This is a genomic window from Streptomyces sp. NPDC044571, assembly GCF_040647115.1.
In the GTDB taxonomy this organism is placed as follows: domain Bacteria; phylum Actinomycetota; class Actinomycetes; order Streptomycetales; family Streptomycetaceae; genus Streptomyces.
Genome location: NZ_JBEZBN010000004.1, coordinates 158,609 through 180,440, shown reverse-complemented (window position 1 = coordinate 180,440; position 21,832 = coordinate 158,609). Strand labels below are relative to the sequence as shown.

General features: G+C 75.3%; 17 protein-coding genes. 8 read left to right on the top strand and 9 right to left on the bottom strand.

The window, feature by feature from the left end; genetic code table 11:
• Positions 1-163: 163 nt before the first annotated feature.
• From AB0B01_RS03915 to AB0B01_RS03905, 3 genes are all read right to left on the bottom strand, one after another.
• A complete protein-coding gene (locus AB0B01_RS03915) occupies positions 164-1,084 on the bottom strand; it encodes a SigB/SigF/SigG family RNA polymerase sigma factor (protein WP_361712563.1) in 921 nt (306 codons plus the stop codon).
• 142 nt (positions 1,085-1,226) lie between these two features.
• Positions 1,227-2,045 carry a GntR family transcriptional regulator gene (locus tag AB0B01_RS03910; protein ID WP_361712561.1) on the bottom strand — a complete coding sequence of 273 codons (819 nt, stop codon included), beginning with the start codon at positions 2,043-2,045 and terminating at the stop codon, positions 1,227-1,229.
• Positions 2,046-2,181: 136 nt separating this feature from the next.
• Positions 2,182-3,723, bottom strand: coding sequence for an IucA/IucC family protein (locus tag AB0B01_RS03905; protein ID WP_361712559.1), 1,542 nt, complete (start codon positions 3,721-3,723; stop codon positions 2,182-2,184).
• A 129-nt stretch (positions 3,724-3,852) separates the two neighbouring features.
• Here AB0B01_RS03905 and AB0B01_RS03900 point away from each other — a divergent pair, with 129 nt between their 5' ends.
• The 3 genes from AB0B01_RS03900 to AB0B01_RS03890 all read left to right on the top strand — a co-directional run bounded on the left by AB0B01_RS03900 (position 3,853) and on the right by AB0B01_RS03890 (position 8,161).
• Positions 3,853-5,433 carry an IucA/IucC family siderophore biosynthesis protein gene (locus tag AB0B01_RS03900; RefSeq protein WP_361712558.1) on the top strand — a complete coding sequence of 527 codons (1,581 nt, stop codon included), beginning with the start codon at positions 3,853-3,855 and terminating at the stop codon, positions 5,431-5,433.
• Positions 5,434-5,641: 208 nt separating this feature from the next.
• Positions 5,642-7,180 (top strand): FAD-dependent oxidoreductase, encoded by a 1,539-nt coding sequence (locus AB0B01_RS03895; protein WP_361712556.1) that lies wholly within the window; start codon positions 5,642-5,644, stop codon positions 7,178-7,180.
• A 60-nt stretch (positions 7,181-7,240) separates the two neighbouring features.
• Complete coding sequence (locus AB0B01_RS03890; RefSeq protein WP_361712554.1) at positions 7,241-8,161, top strand: trypsin-like peptidase domain-containing protein; 921 nt, start codon at positions 7,241-7,243, stop codon at positions 8,159-8,161.
• On the opposite strand, the gene AB0B01_RS03885 is transcribed toward AB0B01_RS03890, so the two are convergent.
• Together AB0B01_RS03885 and AB0B01_RS03880 are read right to left on the bottom strand one after the other, a co-directional pair.
• Complete coding sequence (locus tag AB0B01_RS03885) at positions 8,115-8,510, bottom strand: hypothetical protein (RefSeq protein WP_361712552.1); 396 nt, start codon at positions 8,508-8,510, stop codon at positions 8,115-8,117. The genes AB0B01_RS03890 and AB0B01_RS03885 overlap by 47 nt on opposite strands.
• A 54-nt stretch (positions 8,511-8,564) precedes the next feature.
• Positions 8,565-9,509 (bottom strand): AEC family transporter, encoded by a 945-nt coding sequence (locus AB0B01_RS03880; protein ID WP_361712550.1) that lies wholly within the window; start codon positions 9,507-9,509, stop codon positions 8,565-8,567.
• Positions 9,510-9,633: 124 nt separating this feature from the next.
• Between AB0B01_RS03880 and AB0B01_RS03875 the strand changes: the two genes are divergently transcribed.
• From AB0B01_RS03875 to AB0B01_RS03860, 4 genes are all read left to right on the top strand, one after another.
• Positions 9,634-10,944 carry a sensor histidine kinase gene (locus tag AB0B01_RS03875; protein ID WP_361712548.1) on the top strand — a complete coding sequence of 437 codons (1,311 nt, stop codon included), beginning with the start codon at positions 9,634-9,636 and terminating at the stop codon, positions 10,942-10,944.
• Complete coding sequence (locus tag AB0B01_RS03870) at positions 10,941-11,621, top strand: response regulator transcription factor (protein WP_361712546.1); 681 nt, start codon at positions 10,941-10,943, stop codon at positions 11,619-11,621. Before AB0B01_RS03875 ends, AB0B01_RS03870 begins: the two co-directional genes overlap by 4 nt.
• A gap of 158 nt (positions 11,622-11,779) precedes the next feature.
• Entirely contained in the window at positions 11,780-12,820 is a 1,041-nt protein-coding gene (locus tag AB0B01_RS03865) for an alpha/beta hydrolase (RefSeq protein WP_361712544.1), read from the top strand.
• A complete protein-coding gene (locus AB0B01_RS03860) occupies positions 12,817-14,028 on the top strand; it encodes an acyltransferase (protein WP_361712542.1) in 1,212 nt (403 codons plus the stop codon). Before AB0B01_RS03865 ends, AB0B01_RS03860 begins: the two co-directional genes overlap by 4 nt.
• A gap of 45 nt (positions 14,029-14,073) precedes the next feature.
• Here AB0B01_RS03860 and AB0B01_RS03855 read toward each other — a convergent pair whose 3' ends face one another.
• On the bottom strand, positions 14,074-14,496 hold the full coding sequence (locus AB0B01_RS03855; protein WP_356846041.1) for a DUF350 domain-containing protein: 423 nt from the start codon (positions 14,494-14,496) through the stop codon (positions 14,074-14,076).
• A gap of 129 nt (positions 14,497-14,625) precedes the next feature.
• On the opposite strand from AB0B01_RS03855, the gene AB0B01_RS03850 reads away from it, so the two are divergent.
• Positions 14,626-16,395: a GNAT family N-acetyltransferase gene (locus AB0B01_RS03850; protein WP_361712540.1), complete on the top strand. Its 1,770-nt coding sequence runs from the start codon at positions 14,626-14,628 to the stop codon at positions 16,393-16,395.
• 33 nt (positions 16,396-16,428) lie between these two features.
• Here the strand turns inward: AB0B01_RS03850 and AB0B01_RS03845 are convergent, their stop codons facing one another.
• The 3 genes from AB0B01_RS03845 to AB0B01_RS03835 form a co-directional block, all read right to left on the bottom strand.
• Positions 16,429-19,401, bottom strand: coding sequence for a tetratricopeptide repeat protein (locus AB0B01_RS03845; RefSeq protein WP_361712538.1), 2,973 nt, complete (start codon positions 19,399-19,401; stop codon positions 16,429-16,431).
• Positions 19,391-19,702: a trypco2 family protein gene (locus AB0B01_RS03840; RefSeq protein ID WP_361712536.1), complete on the bottom strand. Its 312-nt coding sequence runs from the start codon at positions 19,700-19,702 to the stop codon at positions 19,391-19,393. Before AB0B01_RS03840 ends, AB0B01_RS03845 begins: the two co-directional genes overlap by 11 nt.
• A gap of 91 nt (positions 19,703-19,793) precedes the next feature.
• Entirely contained in the window at positions 19,794-21,809 is a 2,016-nt protein-coding gene (locus tag AB0B01_RS03835; protein ID WP_361712534.1) for an AMP-binding protein, read from the bottom strand.
• Between the last annotated feature and the right edge of the window lie 23 nt (positions 21,810-21,832).

The window sequence follows — 21,832 nt, the reverse complement described above, 5'->3', positions numbered from 1 at the left end:
CGGCCCGCGCCGGTGGGCCGGCCGGGCCGTGGAGCGGTGCGGGATCCGCCCGCCCCGTGCCCGGCCGCACCGCGACCGGGCGGAAGGGTCCGCTCCGGTTGCGCGGCTGCCCGGCCCCTGCCGGAGGTAAACGCCGAGGTGAGCCACCTCACGCCGGACACGCTCAGGCCTGCGGCTCCGGCTCCGGGTCGTCCAGCATGGAGCTGCGCAGGTGGGCGAGGAGCCGGGTCAGCAGCCGCGAGACCTGCATCTGGGAGATGCCGAGGGCCTCGCCGATCTGGGCCTGGGTGAGCTCCTCCCCGAAGCGCATCTGGAGCATGCGGCGCTCACGCCCGGTGAGCTGCTCCAGCAGCGGCGCGAGGGTCTGGATGTCCTCGACGCGCTCCAGGGCCGGCTCCTCGGCGCCCATGACGTCGGCGAGGGTGTGGCCGTCGCCCACGTCCCCGCCGTGCTCGGGCTGCGGGGCGTCCAGGGAGCCGCTGGTGTGGCCGTTGGCGGCGACGAGCCCCTCGACGACCTCGTCCTCGGAGAGGGACAGGTGCGCGGCGAGGTCGGCGACCGTGGGCACGCGGTCGAGGGTGGTGGTCAGCTCCTCCTTCGCCTTGGCTATGTCGATGCGCAGCTCCTGGAGCCTGCGCGGGACGCGGACGGCCCAGGAGGTGTCGCGGAAGTGCCGTTTGATCTCGCCTGTGATGTACGGCATGGCGAGGGTGGCGAATTCGGTTTCGCGGGCCGGGTCGAACCGGTCGATCGCCTTGATCAGGCCGATGGTGCCGACCTGGACGATGTCCTCGATGTCGCCTGCGTCACCCCGGATGCGGAAGCGTCGCACGGCGTACTGCACGAGTGAGGCGTTCATCTCGATGAGCGCGTTGCGGACGTACTGGTGCTCGGGGGTTCCCTCGGCGAGCTGGCTCAGCCTCTTGAAGAAGACCCTCGACAACTCCCTCGCATCCGCGGGGGCCACCTCCCTGGGCTCCTCGATCCGGGGCAGGTCCGCGATCCGGGCGGCTTCGGTGCCGCGGCGGGGATGGGGGACGGCTGCGACGGTTTCAGTGGTGGAGGACGGGGCAGGGGCGTGCATGGGGTTCGCTCCTTGGGCTTTCGGCTTGCGGCGCGTGACCTTGACTGCGTAGAGGATGGTCTCTTTCCGCTTGTACGTCAAGAAATGCCAAATGCACAGGATTGCCCCTATGTGATACGTCTCACCAGCGGGGCCCGGTCGGTCAGCTGACGCGGAATCCGGTTCCGATGCGGTCACGCCGGTCCCGGGTGAAGGTCAGCCGGTCCCAGGTCGGGAAGGCCAGGTCCGTCACCGCGAGCAGCCTGCCGGAGCGGTCGTGCAGGGTGCGGCGGACAGACAGACCGCAGGACGCGGCGGCGGCCGGCGGGTGCGTCCTGCGGGTCATGGTGAGGGTCTCGGCGATCCTGCCCTCCTCGGCCGTCCGCTCCAACCAGCGGTGCAGGGGACCGAGATCCTCGTCCCGGACCGCCGAACGGTCGAGGTATCCGGCCAGTTCGGTGGTCGCGGCGACCACGTCCGGCCGCAGATACGTGACGGCGTGCCACAGGGTCTGTCCCGCCGGGCCGCGCTCACGGTCGTGGAGGACGAGGGTGGGCTCCCCTCCGCGCATCCCGAGCAGCGCGGCGAGCGAGGGCGGCACGGTGACCAGGGTGAGCCAGCTGCCGGACTGCCCGCGGCCCTGCCCCCGGCCCCCCTCCTGCCCCGGCGCCCGCCCCTGCTCCTGGGGCCGCCCGTCCCCCTGCCGCGCAGGATGAGGGCGGTCCGCCGTTACGGCTCCGGCGGCCGCCGACCGGGTACCGCGGCGCCCCGTGACGATCAGGCCGTCCTCGCGCAACTGCTGGAGGGCGGCCCGTACCGTCTGGCGGTTGACCCCGTAGCGGGCGGCCAGATTCCGTTCGGACGGCAGCCTGCCGGCGGCCCCCTGCGCGGCGGCGCTCTCCAGGTCACGCCTCAGCTCCGCGGCGATCCGCTGGTACTTGGGCAGGGCGGCGGGGCCGCCGCCCCGTGAAGGGGAGGGCATGGCTTCTCCTCTGACGGGTGGTCAAGGACTGCGCGGGTCTGCCCGACCAACGTAGCATTGGTCTATACCTGTCGTGGGCGCCTGCGAGGAACCCGGAGCAGCTTGGCCGAATCCCACCCTCCGGGCCCGCTCCCCCTCAGCCCCGGAGCGGGTTGGGCAGCGGCAGGTAGCGCGCATCGGCCCCGTCCGCCCGCGTCCACCGCAGCAGCAGGTTCGTCTTGGCCGGGAGGGTCGGCGACGCGAGCAGCTCCGCGATCTCGGGCAGACCGTGGGCCGCGTCGTACCGCAGGAACTCCTCACGCACCGCGGGCCACACCAGACCGGCGGCCGCCGGGTGCTCCTCGGCCAGCGCCACCGCCACCTCCGCCAGATGGTTGACCACCAGGCAGTAGACGAGCCGCTGCCAGGCGGCCCGCCGCTCCGTGTCCCGCGGCAGCTTCACCCCCTCCGCATCACGGAACAGGGCCTGCACCGGCATGCCCTGCGCGTCGACCGCGACGAGGGTGTTCTGCAGATGGGCCTCCAGTACGACGCCCCGGCGGGCGAACAGGTCCAGGACCGGCGGGACGACATGGCGCAGGTAAGCCCGCCACCAGCCCGCCGGATCGGCGGTCCGCGCGAGCGGGCTGTCCGCGTGCCCCTCGGCGAGGGAGGCGGCCAGCAGGGCGGTGGCCCCCGGCTCCAGCTGTGCGCGCAGGCCGTCGCGTACCAGGACGGCGAGTTCCTCGAAGGCGAAGGCGGCCGTACGGTAACCCCGGTCGGCGAGCCAGGCCGCGTTCGACCCGGCCTCCCGCAGCCCGGCGAAGCCGGCCCCGGTCTCGGTATCCGTGGCGCGCAGTTTCCGCAGGTCGTGCCGCCACAGCCGGCGTACGTCATTGGTGATCCGCACGTCCAGGCTGAACTTCACGAAGAGGTCGGTGTCCGCGCCGGGTACGTACAGCGTCCGGATCGAGGCGGTCGGCCAGGCCGGGAGCCGGCCGGCGCCCAGCCGCAGCAGCCTCCCGTCGGCGAAGGCCGCTCGGACGGCGGGCGAGCCGCCCACCAGGTCCAGCTGCCAGGGATGGGCGGGCAGCAGCCGGTAGCCGGCGGGCGGGCGCGGCCCGTCGAGCAGTCCGGCCAGGGCGTCGATCGCCTCGGCGGCGGGCGCCCCGCCCTCCTCGGCCACCTGGTCCTCGCGCAGTCCGAGGAAGACGAGCGGGAAGCGGGCGTGCGCCTCAGGTGCGTACGGAAGCCAGCTCGCGGCCGGTGCGCCGCCGCGCGCCTTGGGCGCGGGATGGTAGGGGTGGCCCATGACCAGGGACTGCTCGGAGCGGATGTACGGGTCCTGCGGTGGGTGCGCCGCCGCACGGGCGGCCAGCAGGGCGGCGACGGCCTCACGGCTGTCGGCGATCTCGACCGGGAGTTCGTCGTTCGGGAGGCCCGTGTACTGGAGCAGCTCGTCGGCGGTGAGTTTGACCAGTTCGGTGTGGCTGAGCCGGCGCCAGCCCTGCGCCGTGCGCAGTTCGCCGTGCCCGGGCCGGCGCCCGCCCCGCACCCGCAGCAGCCGCCCGCTGCCGCGCAACCGGTGGACGTCCCCACCCTGCGGGTCGGCCGCCTCCCGGAGCAGGCAGTTGAGCAGGGGGGCGGCGGCGTACGCGTCGGCTGCGGCGTTGAGGTCCACGGATTCCATTCGGTCCATCCAGTGCGCCGGAGGTGCGCGGGGCGTACCAGCGGCCGTGATCTTCAGTATCCGCGAATACCCGGGTATCCGCGATGATGACATGATCATCACGTCGTACGTGAGAGGAGCAGGGCCCTGCACCCCAGCATGAACCTCCCCGCCTCCCCCGCCGAGGAGGCCGTCTCGGCCGAACTGGCCGAGGTGCGCCCCGCCCTCGGCGGCGCGTACCTCGCTGCGCTCGACGGCGCCCGGGCCGCCGTGCTGACCCGCCTGTGGCGGGCGCTCGCCGTCGAACCGCTGCCGTGGGTGGTGCGCCGCACGCGGGGGTCCGACGGGCTGGTGGTCCTGCTGGCCGGGGGCGGACGGCTGGAGGGCCCGCTGCCGGATCCGTACGCCACCGGGCCGTACGTGTCCGAGGTGCTGCTCGACGGCCGGGCGTACCGGCAGGCCGCGCGGCTGGTCAGCGCACTGGGCGTGCCGCACGGGGAGGCCTTCGCCGCCGAGCTCGACGACAGCACCGCCTCGCTGGCGCTGTCCCGCGCGGGCCGACCGGCCGGGCCGCAGCCCGAGCCAGCCGCGGTGTGGGAGTGGGAGCAGCGGCTGGTCGACGGGCACCCGTACCACCCCAACTGCCGTTCCCGGCCCGGCTTCTCGGTGGCCGAGCAGCTGGCGTACGCGCCCGAGCACCGGCCGCTGGTCGAGCTCGGACTGCTCGCCGTACCGGCCGGGGAGTGCCTGGTCGCGGGCGCCTGGCCGGACGCGCTGCGGGACGGCCCGCGGCTGCTGCTCCCGGTGCACCCGTGGCAGGCGGAGCACGTCCTCGCCCGGGCGGATCCGGCGCGGGGCGCCGTCCGCGCCGGCTTCCCGGCCCATCCGCTGATGTCACTGCGGACCCTGGCTCCGGCAGCGGGCGGCGGCCCCGTGCCGGAGGCGCACGTGAAGACGGCCCTGAGCACCCGGCTGACCTCCTCCGTACGGGACATCTCCCCCTACTCCGTCGAGACGGCCGCCGCGGTCTCCGCCTTCGCGCAGGCGCTGTGCGAGCGGCTCGACGGGCGGCTGCACATCACGCGCACCCTGGGCGCCGCCACCGCGCACAGCCCCGACCTGGCGGCGGTGCTCCGCGAGCCGCCCGAGCGGTACGCGGACGGGGCGGCGGGCGAGCGGCTCCTGCCGGTGGCGGCCCTCGCCGGGACGGCGTACGCGCGCTCGGCGTCGTGGCGGGCCGAGTTCGCGCGGCTCGCGCTCGACGTGTGCCTGCGGGTGCTCGACCTCGGGGTGGCGCTGGAGGCGCACGGTCAGAACCTCCTCGTGGTGCTCTCCCCCACCGGAACGCCGCTGCGGCTGGTCTACCGGGACCTCGCCGACATCCGGATCAGCCCGGCCCGGCTGGTCCGGCACGGACTGCCGGTGCCGCCCCTCGCGGGGCGGCTGATCACCGACGACGAGACGGCGCTGCGGCGCAAGCTGTTCGGTTCCCTGCTGACGGGCGCGCTCGGTGCCACGGCCGGCTCGGCGGCGGCCTTCGGCGAGGCCCTGTCCGTGGCCGCCGCCGACCTGCCCGCCACCGCCGACACGCACGCCCTGCTGAGCGCGCCGCTGCCCACCAAGGCCCTGACGCTGATGCGGCTGAGCCCCGAGGTGCCCGGCGACCAGTGGGCCGAGCTGGACAATCCGCTGGCCGCGGGCGAGTCGGGCGCCAGGGCGCGCTGCGCTCCGGGAGCGTGACGACCTCGTACCCGTAACCGTTGGACCGGGCCCTGCGGGCCGCCTTCGCCGAGTGCGTGCAGGGTGAGGACGACCCCGGGGCCCTTGACCGGGTTGCCGTCGAAGGCGGCTCTGCGGGGCGGGTGGGCCCTGGGCCGTTCGGGGGGCAACGCGAGCGCCGTGGGCCCGCCTTCGCCGCGATCGGCGCGGGCGATGGCAGGAAGGAGGAATGAGCCTCCACCGCCGCCGCGTCCTGGGGAGCGCGGCCGCCGCCCTCCTCGCCGCCCTCGGGGCGGCGGCGCCCGCGCGGTCCTCCCCGTCGGGGCCGGACTTCGGGGCCCTGGCGCGCGTACTCGACGGGCGGGTGGTACTGCCGGGCGAACCGGACTACTCCGAGGCCCGGCGGCTGTTCCAGCCCCGCTTCGACACCGTTGCGCCGGGCGCCGTGGCCTATCCCGCGCACGCCGGCGACGTGGCCGCCTGCCTGGACTTCGCCCGCCGCTCGGCCGTCCCCGTGGTGCCGCGCGGCGGGGGCCACGGTTACGCCGGCTGGTCGACCTGTGCCGGCGGGCTCGTCGTGGACGTCGGCGCGATGGCGCAGGTGGCGCTCGACGGCGCCGGGTCCGCGCCCGGGGTGCGGATCGGCGCCGGGGCACGGCTCGGGGACGTGGCCGCGGCCCTCGCCGCCCGCGGACTGGGCATCCCGACCGGGCTGTGCCCCTCGGTCGGGATCGCCGGGCTCACCCTCGGCGGCGGGCTGGGCCTGGCCTCCCGGGCGTACGGCACCGCCTCGGACCGGCTCACGGCCGCGACCGTGGTCACCGCCGACGGTTCGGTGCGCGAGGTGGACGCCGACCGTGACCCCGGCCTGTACTGGGCCCTGCGCGGGGGCGGGGGCGGCAACTTCGGGATCGTCACCGAGTTCCGCTTCCGTACCCACCCGGTCGCCGACGCCGCCTTCGCCGAACTCCACTGGTCCGCCGCCCAATCCCCGGCGGTGCTGCGCGGCTGGCAGCGCTGGCTGACCGCCCTGCCGGAACCTTTCTGGAGCCAGGTGGAGTTCACCGTCGACGGCGGGCCGGTGCCGGCCCCGGCCCTGCGGGTGGTCTGCCTCGACGGGCGCGACGAGCTGGACCGGCAGCTGACCCGGTTGTCCGGCCTGGTCGGCGGGGAGCCCCGGGACGACTGGACCGTCGTCCGCGGCTACGGGGACACCGTACGGGCCGTGGCGGGCTGCCTGGAGCTGAGCGCGGCCCAGTGCCGGCTGCCGGGATCCCTGCCCGGCCACGGTCCGCAGGGGCGGCTCGGCCGCGACGCGTACGCCGCCCGCTCCGACTTCTGGGCCGGCCCGGGGCTGCCGGAGGCAGCCGTCGACGCGGTCCTGGCCGCACTGGCGCGGTACGCGCAGGCAGCGCCGCGCGGCGGCATCGGGGTCGTGCAGTTCGACGGGGTCTGCGGCGGGGCGGTCAACCGGGTCCCGGCCGCCGCCACCGCGTTCGCCCACCGCGACAGCGCCTTCCTCGCCCAGTACCTCGCCTACTGGCCCACGACCGCCCCGCCCTCCGAGGTGTCCCGGCACCAGGCCTGGCTCGACGGGCTCTGGCAGGACCTGCGGCCCTGGGCGAGCGGCAGCGCGTACCAGAACTACACCGACCCGAAGCTGTCCACCTGGCGCGAGGCGTACTACGGGCCGAACCTGCCGCGTCTCGAAGAGGTCCGGCGCCTCCACGACCCGGACCGGCTGTTCCGCTTCCCCCAGGCGATCTAGGCGATGCAGGCGATTGAGGCGATGCAGGCGATGCAGTGCAGGCGATTCAGAGGAGCCCGAATGCGACGTGTGTTGACGGTGGCCGCGGCAACGGCCGCCCTGTTGCTGCCCGGCGGCCCGCTGCCCGAGGCCGAGGCGGGCAGTGCCCTGCCGGGCCCCGGCCGGTGGTCCGCCCGGGAGGCGGAATCCTTCTGGACGGCGGACCGCATGGCCTCCGCGGTGCCGATGACCCCGGGGTCGGCAGCGGCCGCCACCGACCCCGGCACCGGCCAGGACTTCGACGGGATCCCGGTCGTGGGCCGGATGTTCGTGATGAAGGGCGGCGGAGCGTACTTCTGCACGGCCAGCGTCGTCTCCTCGCCCGGCCGCAACCTGGTGCTCAGCGCCGCGCACTGCCTGCTCGGCACCGACGCCCGCCAGGTGGCCTTCGTACCGCTCTACACGGCGCAGACCCCTCAGCCGTACGGCATGTTCCCGGTGGTGCGCGACACCGCCGGACGCTCCAGGGTGTGGATCGACCCCCGGTACAAGAGCCTGGGCCCCGACAAGGGGGCGACCCTGGACGTGGCCTTCGCGCAGGTCGGGCCGGATGCGGACGGCTTCCCGGTGGAGGACGTGGTCGGCGGCAACCGCCTGGTCACCGGCGCCGGCTACGCGCACCCGCGGGTGTCGCTGATCGGCTATCCGGCGTCCGCCGCGCGGCCGCGGCTGTGCGTGAACCGTACGACCAGGTTCACCAGCACAGACCCGGGCATCCCGGGATCGTTCCTGCGGATCGACTGCACCGGCTACCCCGGCGGGACCAGCGGCGGCCCGTTCCTGACCCGCTACGACAAGGACACCGAGACCGGCGACGTGGTGGGGGTGATCGGCGGCTGGAAGACCGGCGGGGACACCGCCGACACCTCCTACAGCTCCTACTTCGGCCAGGACGTCAAGGCCTTGTACGAGAAGGCTGTTGCCGGGGCGGGGACGGGGTGAGCGCCGGGACCCGGCGGGTCCGGCGCGGGTTGCCCACCGTAGGCGGCGTCTGCACCAGGCCGTCGGCGGTCAGCGGGTCGGCGGGTGCCAGCGCGAGCTGACGCCGCAGGTCCGCGAGGGCCGCGTGGACGGGCGCGAGGACGAGCGCGGCGCGCGGGTGGGTGTACGCCAGCGCGTGCGCGGTGGTCTCGATGGTCTCGGCGGCGTCCTCGGCCGCGCCGCGGCTCCAGCCGCCCGGCTCGCCGCAGCGCCGGGGGGCGACGGCGTCGTACAGGTGGCAGGCGGCATCGGCCGCGGCGTCGGCCCGTTCACCGACGCCCGGCGCCGCGATGATCGGCAGCAGCTCCATGCCCCGTCAACGAGCGGGCCCGCGCCGGGGAACGGACGCGGCGCCGACCGCTCCTCACACCACTGCCTGGAGCCACAGCGGGAGCAGCAGGAGCGAGACCACCGAGCTCTTGATCACGAGGGAGGCGGAGAGGTCGACCCCGACGTCGTAGCGCTGGGCGAAGACGAACAGGTTCTGCGGGGTGGGCATCGCGGCGATCAGGACGAGGTACGTGAGCCACTGGCCGCCGACCCCGAAGAGCGCCCCGCACACCGCCCAGGTCAGCAGCGGGAAACCGAGGCACTTGAAGGCGACGAGGGCCATCTCCTCGCGGCTGGTGCCCCGGACGTCCAGCCCCTGGCCGCCGAGGTGCAGACCGAGGGCGAACAGCGCGACGGGCGAGGCGCTGTCGCCGACGAAGGCGGCCCCGTCCAGCAGCACCTTCGGCAGGTGCACCGACAGCAGGTTCAGCAGGATCCCGGCGTTGCAGGCCAGGACCAGCGGGGTCACCAGCGAGGCGCCGACGGCCCGCGCGAGCCGCTGCCCGGGGCCGCCGGCGCCGGGGCCGGTCCGGCCGAGCTCCATGATGGCGATCACTACGAGCGACAGCACGCAGACCTGGAACAGCAGCACGGGGAAGATCGGCGCGGCCGTCCCGAAGAAGGTGATGAAGACGGGGACGGCGAAGTAGGCCGTGTTCACCTGGACCCCCGCCATCACGCGCAGCGCCACGGCGCGCGGCTCGCGTACGCCGTAGGCCGCGGCGGCGAGGGCGACGGCGAGCACCGCGAGGGCGGCGGCCGCGGCATAGCCGCCGATGGCCCGCCAGTCGAAGAGGGCGCCGAGGTCGCTGGCGTAGATGTTGCCGAACAGGTAGCAGGGGACCGCGAAGAGGAAGGCGTAGTCGGCGAAGACCTTCGAGGCCTCGGCGGGGATGATCTTTCGGCGTGCGAGCAGCGCACCGGCCCCGAAGGCCAGCAACACCGGCACCAGCTTCTCAAGTGCGGCTGCCAAGCCCATGCGTACCGGATCCCCCGTGATCGACTGCGTGCAGCCTACCCGGACCCGGTGCCCCACCCGGGCCTGCGCCTCCGCCCCCGCGCACCAGGTCGAATCGGCACCGGAGGATCTAGTCTGTCCGGTCATGAGCGACCGCGCCCGTAGTCCCGCCGCCGCCCGGGCGCCCCGTGCACTGACCCGGTTCTCCGTGGCCCTGCGCACGCCCCCCGGGGCGGCCGAGCCGCTGCTGGCGCAGGCCCCCAGGGCCTGGCAGCGCCGCCTGCCGTACCTGGTCGCCGCCGTCTGCGTGCTGACGCTGGTGCCGGTGACGATCACGGTGCTGGTTTCCCAGTACCGGCTCGGCGGGGGGTGGGCCGGCGCGCTGGGTGTCGCGCAGGCCGTGCCGCTGCTGCTGGCCGTGACCCGGCCGCTGGCCGCCTGGGGTCTGGTCCTCGCCGCGGACACGCTCGGGGCGGTGCTGCTGATCGACGCCGGCGGGGTGGCCGGGCACGCCTGGCCCTGGACCCCGATGGCCGTCGTGGGCTACCTGGTGCTGATGGTCTGCCTCGGACTGCGGGAGACCGTCCGCACGCTCGTCGCGGTGTGGCTGGTGACCGGCGGCGTCGGGGTGGTGCTCGGCTTCTACCGGCCCGCCGGGGTGACCGACACGATCGCCCTGCTGTTCGTCCTCGGCGGCACCGTCCTCGCCCTGACGGGCGCGCTGCGTGGGCTCGGCGAGGCCCAGCGGCGGATCGCCGAGCAGGAGAGCATCAGCGAGGCCGAGCGCGCCCGGCGCACGCTGCTGGAGGAACGGGCGCGGATCGCACGCGAGTTGCACGACGTGGTGGCCCACCACATGTCGGTGATCACCGTGCAGGCCGATTCGGCGCCGTACCGGCTGCCGGGGATGCCCGAGCCGGTGCAGGAGGAGTTCGCCGCCATCGCGGCCAGTGCCCGGGAGTCCCTGGGCGAGATGCGGCGGCTGCTGACCGTGCTCCGCGGCGACGGGAAGGAAAGCGAGCGGGCGCCGCAGCCGGGGCTCGTGCGGCTCCAGCAGTTGATCGAGACGACGGTGCGGGCCGGTCAGCCGGTGGAGCTGTCGATGGCCGCCGGCGTGCCGGAGGCGGTACCGCCCGCCGTGGACCTGTCGGCGTACCGCATCGTGCAGGAGGCCCTCGCCAACGTGGTGCGGCACGCCCCGGGCGCGCCGACGCGGGTCTCGGTGAGCCGGGCCGCCGAGGAGGCGGACGAGGTGCTGCTGGTACTGGTGGTCAACGGGCCCGCCCCGGAGGCCGTGGTGGCGCTGGAGAGCACGGGCACGGGGCACGGCCTGGTCGGCATGCGCGAGCGCGTACGGTTGACCGGCGGGACACTGGACACCGGTCCGCTGCCCGACGGCGGCTTCCGGGTCGCCGCCCGCCTGCCCCTGAACGCTTCGGACGAGGACGACAGTTGACCATCCGCGTGATCATCGTCGACGACCAGGCCATGGTGCGGGCCGGGTTCGCCGCGCTGCTGTCGGCGCAGGCCGACATCGACGTGGTGGGTGAGGCCCCCGACGGCCGCCAGGGGGTCTTCGTGGCCCGCTCGGTCCACCCGGACGTGGTCCTGATGGACGTACGGATGCCCGAGATGGACGGGCTCGCCGCGGCCCGGGAGATCCTCGACCCGCCGCCGGGCGTGGTGCACCACCCGAAGGTGCTGATGCTGACCACCTTCGACATCGACGACTACGTGTACGAGGCGCTGCGGGCCGGGGCCTCCGGGTTCCTACTGAAGGACGCCCCTCCGGCCGATCTGATCGCGGCGGTCCGGGTGGTGGCCTCGGGCGAGGCGCTGCTCGCACCCTCGGTGACCCGGCGGCTGATCGCGGACTTCGTGCAGCAGCGCCCGGCCCCGCGCAAGGACCCGGCGCTGCGGCTGAACGGGCTGACCCCGCGGGAGACCGAGGTGCTGGAGCTGATCGCGCGGGGGCTGTCGAACCAGGAGATCGCCGGGCACCTGGTGGTGGCCGAGCAGACCGTCAAGACGCACATCGGGCGGGTGCTGGCCAAGCTGGACCTGCGTGACCGGGCGCAGGCCGTGATCTTCGCGTACGAGGCGGGGCTGGTGCGGCCGGGCGACAGCGCCTGAGCCCGCCCCGCCCGGCGCCCGGTGCGGGGGCCGTCTCCCGGGGGGCGTCTCCTCCACCCCCTACCGGGGTATGACACCGGACTTGGCTCCACGGTCCGACGTCCGGCCCGGCACCCCCTTCCTACCTTCCTCCTCGTCACGAGGAGAGGAGAAGGGGCATGCGCCGCTTCGGAAGGACCCTGGTCGCGGCCGCACTGGCGGTGACCGTGGTCGCGGGCACCGCGGGATGGGCAGCCGGCGACCGCCGGGAGGCGGTCACCGGCCCGCCGCCGGGGGCCGCCGCCTGGCGGGCCGACGCCTCAGGCCCGGCCCTGCCCGATCCGGCGAGCGCGCGCCCGCACGACGTGGCGCGGTTCTTCGCCGGGCTCGACCGGGCGCGGAAGCGGGACCTGATGCGTCGCCACCCGCTGGTGGTGGGCAATCTGGACGGGGCGCCGGTCGCCCTGCGGTACGAGGCGAACCGGCAGGCGATCCTGGCGACCGGCGAGACGCGCTACGCCTCGCTGGCCTCGCCGGGACGGCAGGTCCTCGCCTTCGATCCTCGGGGGCGCGGGCAGGTGGCCGAGGTGTTCGGGGACCTGGAGCGGGCGGCCCGCGTGTCGGTGATCGTGCCGGGTTCCGACAGCGACGCCACCGGCCACGACGCGCCGCGCGCCGCTCACACCGGCCCGGCCGGGATGGCCCGGTCGCTGCGCGCCTCGGCCGGCGCGGACACCGCCGTGGTGGCGTGGACCGGCTACACCACACCGGTCGGCGTGGGACTGGACGCGGCGGGCGGGCGGCTCGCGGAGGCGGGCGCGGTCCGGCTGGCCCGTTTCACGGAGGGGCTCGACGCGGTCGGCGCGCCCGATCCGGTGCTGTTCTGCCACAGCTACGGGTCGGTGGTCTGCGGGCTGGCCGCCCGGCACACCGACGCCACCGACCTCGTCGTCCTGGGCTCCCCCGGCATGCGCGCGGGCAGCGCCGCCGCTCTGCACACCCGTGCCAGGGTCTGGGCGGCGCGCGGACCCTCCGACTGGATCGCGGACGTACCGAACGTGGAGTTCGCCGGGATCGGCCACGGCGCCGACCCGGCCTCCCCCGCCTTCGGCGCCCGGAGGGTGCCGGCCGCCGATGTCCGGGGGCACACCGGCTACTTCGCGCCCGGCACCCAATCCCTGACGGCTTTCACCGCCCTCGCGAAGGGAGAGGTCCGATGAGCGTGGCGACCCCGCTGAGGCGGACGGCCGAGCGGATCGACCGGCAGACCCCCGCGCACCGCGACCGGGCCGTCGACGGGCTGCGCGCGCTCGCGCTGCTGGCCGTACCGACGGGCCACTGGCTGCTCGGCGGGTTCACCCTGGACGCGCAGGGCGCGCTGCACAACGCGAGCCCGCTGTCCTCGTTCGGTGCTCTCGCGCCCGCCGGCTGGATCCTGCAGATGCTCGGCATCTTCTTCCTCGTCGGCGGCTACGCCTCGGTGCTCTCGTACCACCGCAGGAAAAGCTCCGCCGGCGCCTGGCTGAAGGGCAGGTCGGCCCGGCTGGGGCGGCCTGTGCTCGGCGTCACGGCGGTGTGGGCGCTGGCCGCGCCGGTGCTGTACGCGGCGGGGGTGCCCGGGACCACGCTGCGGACCGCGGCGACGCTGGTCGTCCAACCGCTGTGGTTCGTGGGCGTGTACGTGGTGCTCACCGCGCTGACCCCGTACTGCGTGCGGGCGGCGCGCCGTCTCGGCGGCTGGGCGGCGGCTCCCCTGATCGCCTTCGTCGCGGTGGTGGACCTGCTGCGCTACGGCCCGCTCGCGGACTCCGTACCGTCCTGGCTCGCGCTGCTGAACGTCCTGCCGGGCTGGCTGTTCGCCTATCAGCTCGGAGTGTCCTGGGGCGAGGGGCGGATCGGTCGGCGCGGGGCCCGGCTGCTGCTGGCGGGCGGGACGGCCCTGTTCGCCGCACTGCTGCTGGTCTTCCACTACCCGGTGTCGGTGGTGGGCGTGCCGGGTGCCGCGCGCACCAACTCGCACCCGCCGTCGCTGCTCGTACTGGCCCTGGCCGCGGCGCAGTCGGGGGCGGCCATCCTGCTGCGGGACCGGCTGGCGCGGCTGCTGTCCCGGCCTGCCCTGTGGGCTCCGGTGGTCGTGGTCAACCTGTGCGCGATGACGATCCTGTGCTGGCATCAGAGCGCCATGCTGGCGGCGGCGGTGCCCGGTTCGTTCGCCGGCGCGGTGCCCGGCCTGACGACGGCTCCGGACAGCCTCGGCTGGATCGCCGCCCGAGTGGCCTGGATGCCGGTGTTCGCCGCCCTGTTGGTGCTCCTCGTCCGGTACGCGCGGCGGTTCGAGGAGCCGTGGACCCGGGTCACCGCCCTGCGGCGGACGGCCGCGGGGCTGCTGGCCGCAGGGTTCGCGGTGTTCGCGCTGGGCCTGGCCTGACGGCTCGCGCCGGGCCGGGCGTGACGGCTGCCGTCCGGCGCCGGGTCAGGCGATGGAAGCGGCCACGATGGCCGCCACCGCCAGGTTGCAGGAGGCCGTGACCCAGACCGCCGGGTGGGGCTCCGGGTCGACGACGATGGCGCCGAGCCGGCCGGGGGTCACCAGGTCCAGGACGAGGAAGGCCACGGCCATCAGGACCAGGCCCAGGAGGCCGAACGCCGCGGTGGACAGCAGGCCCTTGCCGAAGTCCTCGTACGTCGTCCAGATCGAGGTGAAGACGATCCCGCCGACACCGAGGAGCGCGGAGCTGAGCATCACGGCCGCGTTGCGGTTGCGCTCCTCCCAGATCTGCTTCGGGAGCTTCCCCGGCGTCAGCACGTCCACCAGGACGATGCCGAGGATCAGCAGGACCAGGCCGAGGGCGCCGTAGGCGCTGGTGCGGCCGAGTCCGCTCAGGATGTCGCTCATGGGAAGCCTGTCTCCGCTGGGGGTGGGAACGGGTGGGAACCTGTGGTCGGGGTGGCCGAATCTATCGCACGGAATCCCCGCGGACCACGGGGAGTCCGCAGGACGGCACAGGCACAGGGGGGGCGGAGCATGGCCGGGCTGAGGGCGGCGCGGGCCGGGGAGGCACATGAGCTCAGCGCGCTTGCGCTGCGCTCCAAGGCCCACTGGGGGTACGGGGCCGCGTTCCTGGCTGCGTGCGCGCCCGAGTTGGAGATCCGGGAGGGGGAGCTGGCGGCCCGCCGGATCGTGGTGGCGCAGGAGGGCGGGCCCGGCGGCGAGGTCCTCGGGCTCGCCTCCTTGGAAGGGTCGCCGCCGCAGGGACGGCTGGGGCTGCTGTTCGTGGAGCCGGAGGCGATCGGGCGGGGCGTGGGGCGGCTGCTGTACCGGGACGCGCTGCGGCGGGCCGTGGAACTGGGCTTCGAGCGGCTGGTGATCGACGCCGATCCGCATGCCGCCGGGTTCTACCGGGCGATGGGGGCCGTGGCGCCCGCCGGGGGGTCCGGCCACGACGACGTGCCGCCGGGCCTGGTGCGCTTCGAGGTGGCCCCCGTCCCGCTCGCCGGCTGGGCACGGGCCTGGACCGGGGGCGGCCCCGCGGTGCACGTGGGCAACGTCGCCGAGTACAACGCCCAGTTCGCCGACACCTCCCTGGACCGCGGGCAGCGGGCCGCGCACCACTATGCCTGCCTGGCCGCCTTCTACAGCCCGCTGCCGGGGGCGCTGGTCCTGCCGCTGCCGGTGTCCCGGGGCTGGATCGGGCTGGTCTGCCGCCCGCTGGGCTGGGAGGGGGTGGAGGTGTACGACGGGCTCGCGGAGCAGGGCCCCGGCCTCTCGGATGCCGTACGGGCCCGCCCGGCGCTGGCCGCACTGCTGACCTCGGGCGGGCTGCCCCTCGTACCGTGGGGGCGGACCGCCGCGTTCGGGCGGCTGGCGGGGTGGCCGTGGCGGCCGCAGCAGCTGCGGTACGAGTCGAAGGCGGCGGCGCACGGCCTGTTCGCCCGGATCCTGGCGGACGGCGGGCATCCCGCGATCGTGCTCCCCGCCCAGTGGCGGGCCCGGAGCCGGCGGGCCGCGGCCGGAATGCTGGCCGCCCGCGTCGAGGCAGGCCGGTGCACGGTGCTGAAGTCGGAGCACGGGGTAGGCGGTTCGGGCACCGTGATCGCACCGCCCGACCGGGTCCGGGCCGCCGGCGGGGCGCAGGCCTTCCTGCGCGGGCTGCCGCGGGGGCCGCTGCTGGTGGAGGAGTACGTGTCCGGCCCGGCGGAGCCCGGTGCCGTACGCGACCTGACCTACGACGGCTTCGTCGACGCGGCGGGCCGGGTGCACGAGGTCGGCGGCGCGGTGATGGACGTCGAGGGCTCCGGCTACCGCGGAGCGACGGTCGGACCCGGCGTGGTGCCGGCCTGGGCGCTGGAGCCGCTCCTCGGGTTCGGCGGCGCGGTGGGCCGAGAGCTGGCCGCGGCCGGCTACCGGGGCTGGTTCGACGTGGACTTCGTCGCCGACGGCGACGGACGCCTGGCGCCGACCGAGGCGAACCTGCGCCTGACCGGGCCGTCCGTCGCCTTCATGGTGGCGGCCCGGCTGGACGCGCTGCGGGGCGCGGGACACCTCGTACGGATCGTCGACCGGGTGGAGTTGGGGGCCCGGCTGCCCGATGCCCCGCTGGAGGAGCTGTGCCGGGAGTGGGCCCGGGCCTGTGCCGGACTGGGAGCCGTGTTCGTGCCGGCGATCACGACCGGGGCTTTCGACCCCCGGCCCTGGCTGGGGGCCCTGCTGGCCGCGCACAGCGCCGGGACCCTGGATGCGGCGGAGGCCCTGATCCGTTCCCGGGCCCTGGAGCCGGGTGCGCCGTTCCGGTGAAACCCCGCCGCCGGAGTGTGCGGCGGGGCGCCCTCAGGCGTCCTCGCGCAGGTGCTGCGCCTGCGCGGTGAGCCAGGCCGGGGGGACCATCTCCGCGTTGCGGCCGGCGCCCTCCGCGGCCCGGTCCAGGGCGTCGGCGGCCGCGCGCGGGGCGGGCACCGCACGGGCCCGGGCCGCTTCGGCGAGCGCCTGCGCCGCCGCGGCCTCGGCGGCCCCGGCGCGCTCCAGGGAGGCGGCCGCGCGCTCGGCCGTCTCGGCCGCCTGCCCGTACCGGCCCAGGGTCCACTGGGCCCAGGCGGTGTTGTAGAGGCACACGCCCTCGGTCCGCGGGTTCTCCATGGCCGAAGCCGCGCGCAGCGCCTCCTCCAACGGGGCCAGGGCCTCCTCGGGCCGGCCCAGGGCGAGCAGGGCCACGCCCTGGGCGTTCAGCGCGTAGTCCGTCGCCTCCTGGACACCTGCGGCCGCATAGGCGCGGACGGCCCGGTCGCCCGCCGTGACGGTCTCCTCCCAGCGGCCCAGGGACAGCAGGGCCGTGAACCGGGCGTTCCAGGAGCGGGCCTCGGTGAGCCGGTCTCCCGAGGCCGCGGCGAGTTCGCTCAGCCGGTCGGCGCCCGCCAGGGCCGCTTCGCCGTCGCCGAGGGTGCTGTGGGCGAGGCTGAGGCTGAGGACGGCGTGGGCCTCGGCTTCGGCGTCGCCGTTCTCCCGGGCCAGCTCGCCGGCCCGGGCCAACGGGCCCGTGGCGTCCTGGAGGCGGCCCAGCTGCCGGTGCGCGTCGCCGAGGCCGAACACGGCCTCCTGGAGCGCCGGGCGGTCTTCGAGGCGCTCGGCCACCTCGGCGGCCTCCGTGAAGAGTTCGAGCGCGTGCGGCAGCGGGCCGCCGCTCAACCGGGCGTGGCCGAAGCTGATGAGATGGGCGAGACGTGCCCGGTCGTCGGTCACTTGTTCCTCCAGTGTCAGGTGCATCGAGATCGCCGCGAGCACGGAGCCGTGCCAGACCATCCATTCCCCGATGGCGGCGAGGACCAGCGCGGCACCGTCCATGTCCCCGGCCCGCACCCGGTGGTCGAATGCGCGCCGGTGCGCCTGTACGTCGTCCAGCGTGCGCCAGTCCCGGCGCGGCGGGGCGATCCGCGCGTACCAGTCGGCCGCCCGCAGTTCCAACGCCCGCCGCCCCAGCGGTCCTTCGGCGGGAAGGGCGCCGTAGGCGAGGTCGGCGTCCATCGGATGCAGCGCATACGTGCGGGTTCCCCGGTCCACGGACAGCATGCGCATCCTCAGCAGCCCGGACAGGGCGGCCGTGACGTCGAGGGCGGGATCGAGGCCGCCGGCGATCCACTCGACCGCCTCCCGCGTCGCGGGGGTGCGCAGCACCGCGAGGACGTTCAGCACGCTGCGGCTGTCGGCGCCGAGGCGCCGGTAGCGGTCCTGGGCGAGGCCGGCGACCACGTCGCCGCGCAGGGTGAAGTCCTCCAGCACGTCCTCCAGGGTCGGCAGCATCAGCGTGTCGTCGGCCATGGCGCCCACCAGCAGCTCCAGTGCGCGGGGCACCCCGTGGACACGGACCGCCGCCTGCAGCAGCTGCTCGTCCGACAGCTGCGCCACTCCGAGGCTGCCGTCCTGGTCGAGTTCGCGCAGCAGCGCGACGGATTCGGCGGGCGGCAGTCCGTCGGACAGCTCGACCTCGGCGGCGAACCGGCGCAGCTCGGGCGGGAGCCGCAGCGGCAGCTGCGAGGTGATCAGCAGCCGCGGCGTGGCCCGTGCCCGGAAGAGGCAGTCGAAGAAGGCGTCGAGCTCCTCGTCGTCGAGCCGGCCGTCGTCCAGGAGCCGGTCCTCCAGGTTGTCGACCAGGATGACGAAGAGCCGGTCCCCCATCGCGGCGAACAGTTCGCCGATCTTGTCCGGGACGGGGCGGTCGGCGGCCCAGACCTCCAGGAGGCGTGCTTCGTGTGCGGGGCCCAGGGCGCGGGCGCAGTCGAAGTAGAGGCGTTCGAGGGAGACCCCGGAGGTGCGGGTACTCAGGTTGACGAGGGCCGCCGGAAGCGGCCCCTGCGCGTGGCCCGGCCACTCGCCGCGTTCCAGCGTCTCCATGACCTTGGCGGCGACGGCGCTCTTGCCGATGCCGCGGCGTCCCGTGACGGTCACCATGCGGATGGCCGAGTCGGCGAGGTGGCGGCCGATCAGGTCCCGCGCCTCGGTGCGGTCCTTGAACAGCTCCAGCCCGTGGGCGACCGGCAGCCCGATGACCTTCGCGGTGGCCTGCGGGGTCGGTGTGTCCGGGCCGGGCGGCTCGGCGCCGACGTCCGGCAGCGCCGCCGGATCGGGGATCGCCAACAGCGCCGCCAGCTCCGCCCGGCGGGCTTCGGCGACCCCGTGCAGCGTGTGGTCGACACGGACCGCCGTCAGCCGGCCCAGCCCTTCTCCGCGGTGGTGTTCGGCGACGACCCCGACGAGGTACGGCCCGGCCCATACGGCGGCCCCGGACATGCCGGACCACGGTGACACGGCGGGATCGGGGTCGGCCGCGGCCACCGGCACCGTGATCTCCAGGGTGCCGGTACGCAGGTTGGAGAGGGCGGCAACGGTCCCGTCGGCCTGGTGCAGTTCCCGGAACTGCCTGCCGTCGGCGCCGCGCCGGCGCTTCCACAGGGGAAAGCCCGCCGCGTGGACGTCGATGACGGCATGGCGGTCGTCGCCGATGCGGCCGAACCGCGCGGGCGGAACGGGCCCCGCGCCCGCCGGGGGTGTGAAGGTCAGCACCGCCACGTCGGTGGCCGGATCCGACCAGGCGAGCTCCGCCCCGGCCGCCCACTGGCCCGGCCGGTCGGCGTCGAACCGCACCCGCACCGCCGCGGCCCCCGCCACCACGTGGAAGGCGGTCAGCACCGCCGTGTCACCGACCCGGTAGCCCGAGCCGCGCCGCCCGCCTCCGGCGGAGGTGGTGACGATGACCTCGGCGATGCGGTGCGGGTCCAGTCCGCCGCGCCCGGCGGGCGCCTCAGTCCTCACCGAGCAGCTCGTCCCCGGAGATCAGGGCCATCTGCTCCGGCGCGTCCGCCCGTACGGGCTGGAGCGTCAGCGTGAGCTTCTGGGTGACCGTGGCCGAGTGCTTGGCCGAGGCGCCGGCGTCGAACACCCAGAACCTCACCTTCACGCCCGGTTCGCGGGTCCGCTCCACTCCCACGGTCAGTTCCAGTTCCACGCGCTCCGCCTTGAACTTCAGGTCGGAGTCCTCGCCGTCGGACATGGCCCGGCTCAGCTCCCGGCGCAGTTGCGTGATCATGTCCGCCAACTCGACCGCATCGTTCACAGGAAAGGCCCCCCAGACCGGATCCGCACGTCAACTACCCACGATAGTAGGCAACATCATCGCGCATCATCGCGCAGGGGCGGACCCGGGTTCAGGGGGTTTCCCCGTCGTCGGAGGGCGGGGCGGGCCTGCGGCTCAGGAAGTGGGCCACGATGGCCGCCGCGATCATCAGCGGGATGTTGAAGGCGTAGACCAGGGCGGCCTGGAGCGGCCAGTCCCGCTTGTCGGCGAGGCGGTAGAAGTTGTCCTGGGGCCACCAGGCGACCAGCAGGTAGACCACCGCCAGGTGTGCGGCCGTGGTCAGGGCCCGGCCGCGGCCGTGGCGCAGCATCGCCCGGCGGCCCGTGAAGAGGAAGGCCAGCCCGGCGGCGAAGGCGGCGCCTTCGAAGAGGTAGAGGACGAAGAAGAGGAACGCCCAGGGACCCGGCACCCCGGTCAGGTCGGTCGACCCGGGCCACAGCGCGCCCGTCAGCAGGTAGAGCACGAAGCCGGCGACGCCCATTCCGAGGGCCCCGCAGCCCACGGCGCAGGAGGTGGGGAGCTCTGCGCCACGGGCGGCCGCGTACTTGCCCCCGCTGCGGGCGGCCCCCTCCCCCGGCTCGCCCTGCCGGGGCTGGGCCAGGGCGGCCCGGTCCTCGCGGCCCGCGCGGGTGCGGGGCAGGACCCGGAGCGGGAACACCGCGTCCGGGGTCTGCGCCGGGAGCACCTTGCCCGCCAGGTGGTCGCGCAACGTTTCGATGTCCGGCAGGTCGGCGGCCGGGGACCGGGCCTGCGCGCCGGCCGGCGGGGCGAGGTGGGCGACCAGCCGCCGCCGGCCGGGCCTGGTCTCCGTCTCGGCCACGAGCGCGGCACCGACGGCCCGGTGGCCCCGGATGGCGGCTTCGACCGGGTGCGGGTCCAGTTCGCGGCCGCCGGTGGTGATCCGGTCCTGGATCCGGCCCGTGAACTCCAGCAGCCCGTCGGGGCGCAGCCGCCCGAGGTCGCCGGTGGGGATCGGGTCGCCCCCGTCGGGCGGGGTCAAGTGGATCTCGGCGCCGCGCAGTTCGACCCGGCAGCCGGGGAAGGCGGTACCGATCAGGCAGAGTTCCTCGGGGTCGTCCAGGGGGCGGGGCAGCTGGGACAGTTCGGAGCCGGTTCCGGTGCCGGCGGTTTCCGCGAGCGCGTAGACGTTCACGACGCGGGCGCCGGTGCGCAGGCTGCCGTGCAGGGCGTCCTGTTCGTCGAGGAAGAGGCGGTCCCCGGTGACGGTGACCAGCCGCAGCGAGCGCAGGGCCGGGTCCGGCCGGCCGCGCCCGGGCGCCTGCTGCCCGCGCAGCAGCAGCCGGGCCGCTCCGGCCGGGTCGGTGTGCAGGACGTCCACCTGCTCCGCCTCGACGGCCCGGCGTATCTCCTCGGGCTTCCAGGGCGAGCGGCCGGGAAGGACCAGGGCCCCGCCCGAGCACAGGGCGCGGGTCCATCCGGCGGCGAAGGCGGCGAGATCCGCTCCGGGGGTGATCAGGTGCCGGTCCTCGGGGGTCAGCCGGCCCAGCTCGGCCCAGCTCTCGTACGCGGCGAGCAGCCGGGCGTGGCCGACGGGGACGGGGCGGGCGGACACGGCGCTCGTGAAGAGGACGGCTGCCGGGCCGGCGGGCGCGGTGCGCGGCGGCGGCCCGGTGGGCCGGTCGGCGATCGCGGCCGCTTCCGTGTCGAGGCGGAGTACCCGCAGGTCCCCTCCGGTGTCGAGGCCGGCGTGGTGGGCGGTGTGGGTGAGCAGCGCACGGGGCGTGAGGGCGGCGAGCTGCTGCTGCCCCGTGCGCGGGTGCTCCACGTCGATGACCGCGTAGCTGCCCCCGGCCTTGAGGACGGCGAGGAGGGCGGTGACGAGCTCGGCCTGCCGGGCGGTGCCGATGGCCAGGAGGCCGCCCTGCGGTAGACCCGCGGCGAGCAGGTGGTGCGCCAACCGGTTGGCCCGGGCGTCGAGTTGTCCGTAGGTGAGGCTGTCCGGTCCGGCGATGACGGCCCGCGCCCGAGGGGCCCTGCGGGCCCACTGCTCGAAGCGGTGCAAGGCGGTGTCGACGGCCGGCCGGTGGAGGTGGTCGGAGTGGTCGGGCTCTGCTCCCTGCGTCATCCGCCGATGATGGCACCCCCCGC

Coding starts and splice junctions, on each gene's coding strand:
- AB0B01_RS03885 (WP_361712552.1), bottom strand. CDS start 8,510: ATGGAGCTGCTGCCGATCATCGCGGCGCCGGGCGTCGGTGAACGGGCC.
- AB0B01_RS03915 (WP_361712563.1), bottom strand. CDS start 1,084: ATGCACGCCCCTGCCCCGTCCTCCACCACTGAAACCGTCGCAGCCGTC.
- AB0B01_RS03855 (WP_356846041.1), bottom strand. CDS start 14,496: ATGAGCGACATCCTGAGCGGACTCGGCCGCACCAGCGCCTACGGCGCC.
- AB0B01_RS03890 (WP_361712554.1), top strand. CDS start 7,241: ATGCGACGTGTGTTGACGGTGGCCGCGGCAACGGCCGCCCTGTTGCTG.
- AB0B01_RS03910 (WP_361712561.1), bottom strand. CDS start 2,045: ATGCCCTCCCCTTCACGGGGCGGCGGCCCCGCCGCCCTGCCCAAGTAC.
- AB0B01_RS03860 (WP_361712542.1), top strand. CDS start 12,817: ATGAGCGTGGCGACCCCGCTGAGGCGGACGGCCGAGCGGATCGACCGG.
- AB0B01_RS03900 (WP_361712558.1), top strand. CDS start 3,853: ATGAACCTCCCCGCCTCCCCCGCCGAGGAGGCCGTCTCGGCCGAACTG.
- AB0B01_RS03865 (WP_361712544.1), top strand. CDS start 11,780: ATGCGCCGCTTCGGAAGGACCCTGGTCGCGGCCGCACTGGCGGTGACC.
- AB0B01_RS03835 (WP_361712534.1), bottom strand. CDS start 21,809: ATGACGCAGGGAGCAGAGCCCGACCACTCCGACCACCTCCACCGGCCG.
- AB0B01_RS03880 (WP_361712550.1), bottom strand. CDS start 9,509: ATGGGCTTGGCAGCCGCACTTGAGAAGCTGGTGCCGGTGTTGCTGGCC.
- AB0B01_RS03905 (WP_361712559.1), bottom strand. CDS start 3,723: ATGGACCGAATGGAATCCGTGGACCTCAACGCCGCAGCCGACGCGTAC.
- AB0B01_RS03895 (WP_361712556.1), top strand. CDS start 5,642: ATGAGCCTCCACCGCCGCCGCGTCCTGGGGAGCGCGGCCGCCGCCCTC.
- AB0B01_RS03875 (WP_361712548.1), top strand. CDS start 9,634: ATGAGCGACCGCGCCCGTAGTCCCGCCGCCGCCCGGGCGCCCCGTGCA.
- AB0B01_RS03850 (WP_361712540.1), top strand. CDS start 14,626: ATGGCCGGGCTGAGGGCGGCGCGGGCCGGGGAGGCACATGAGCTCAGC.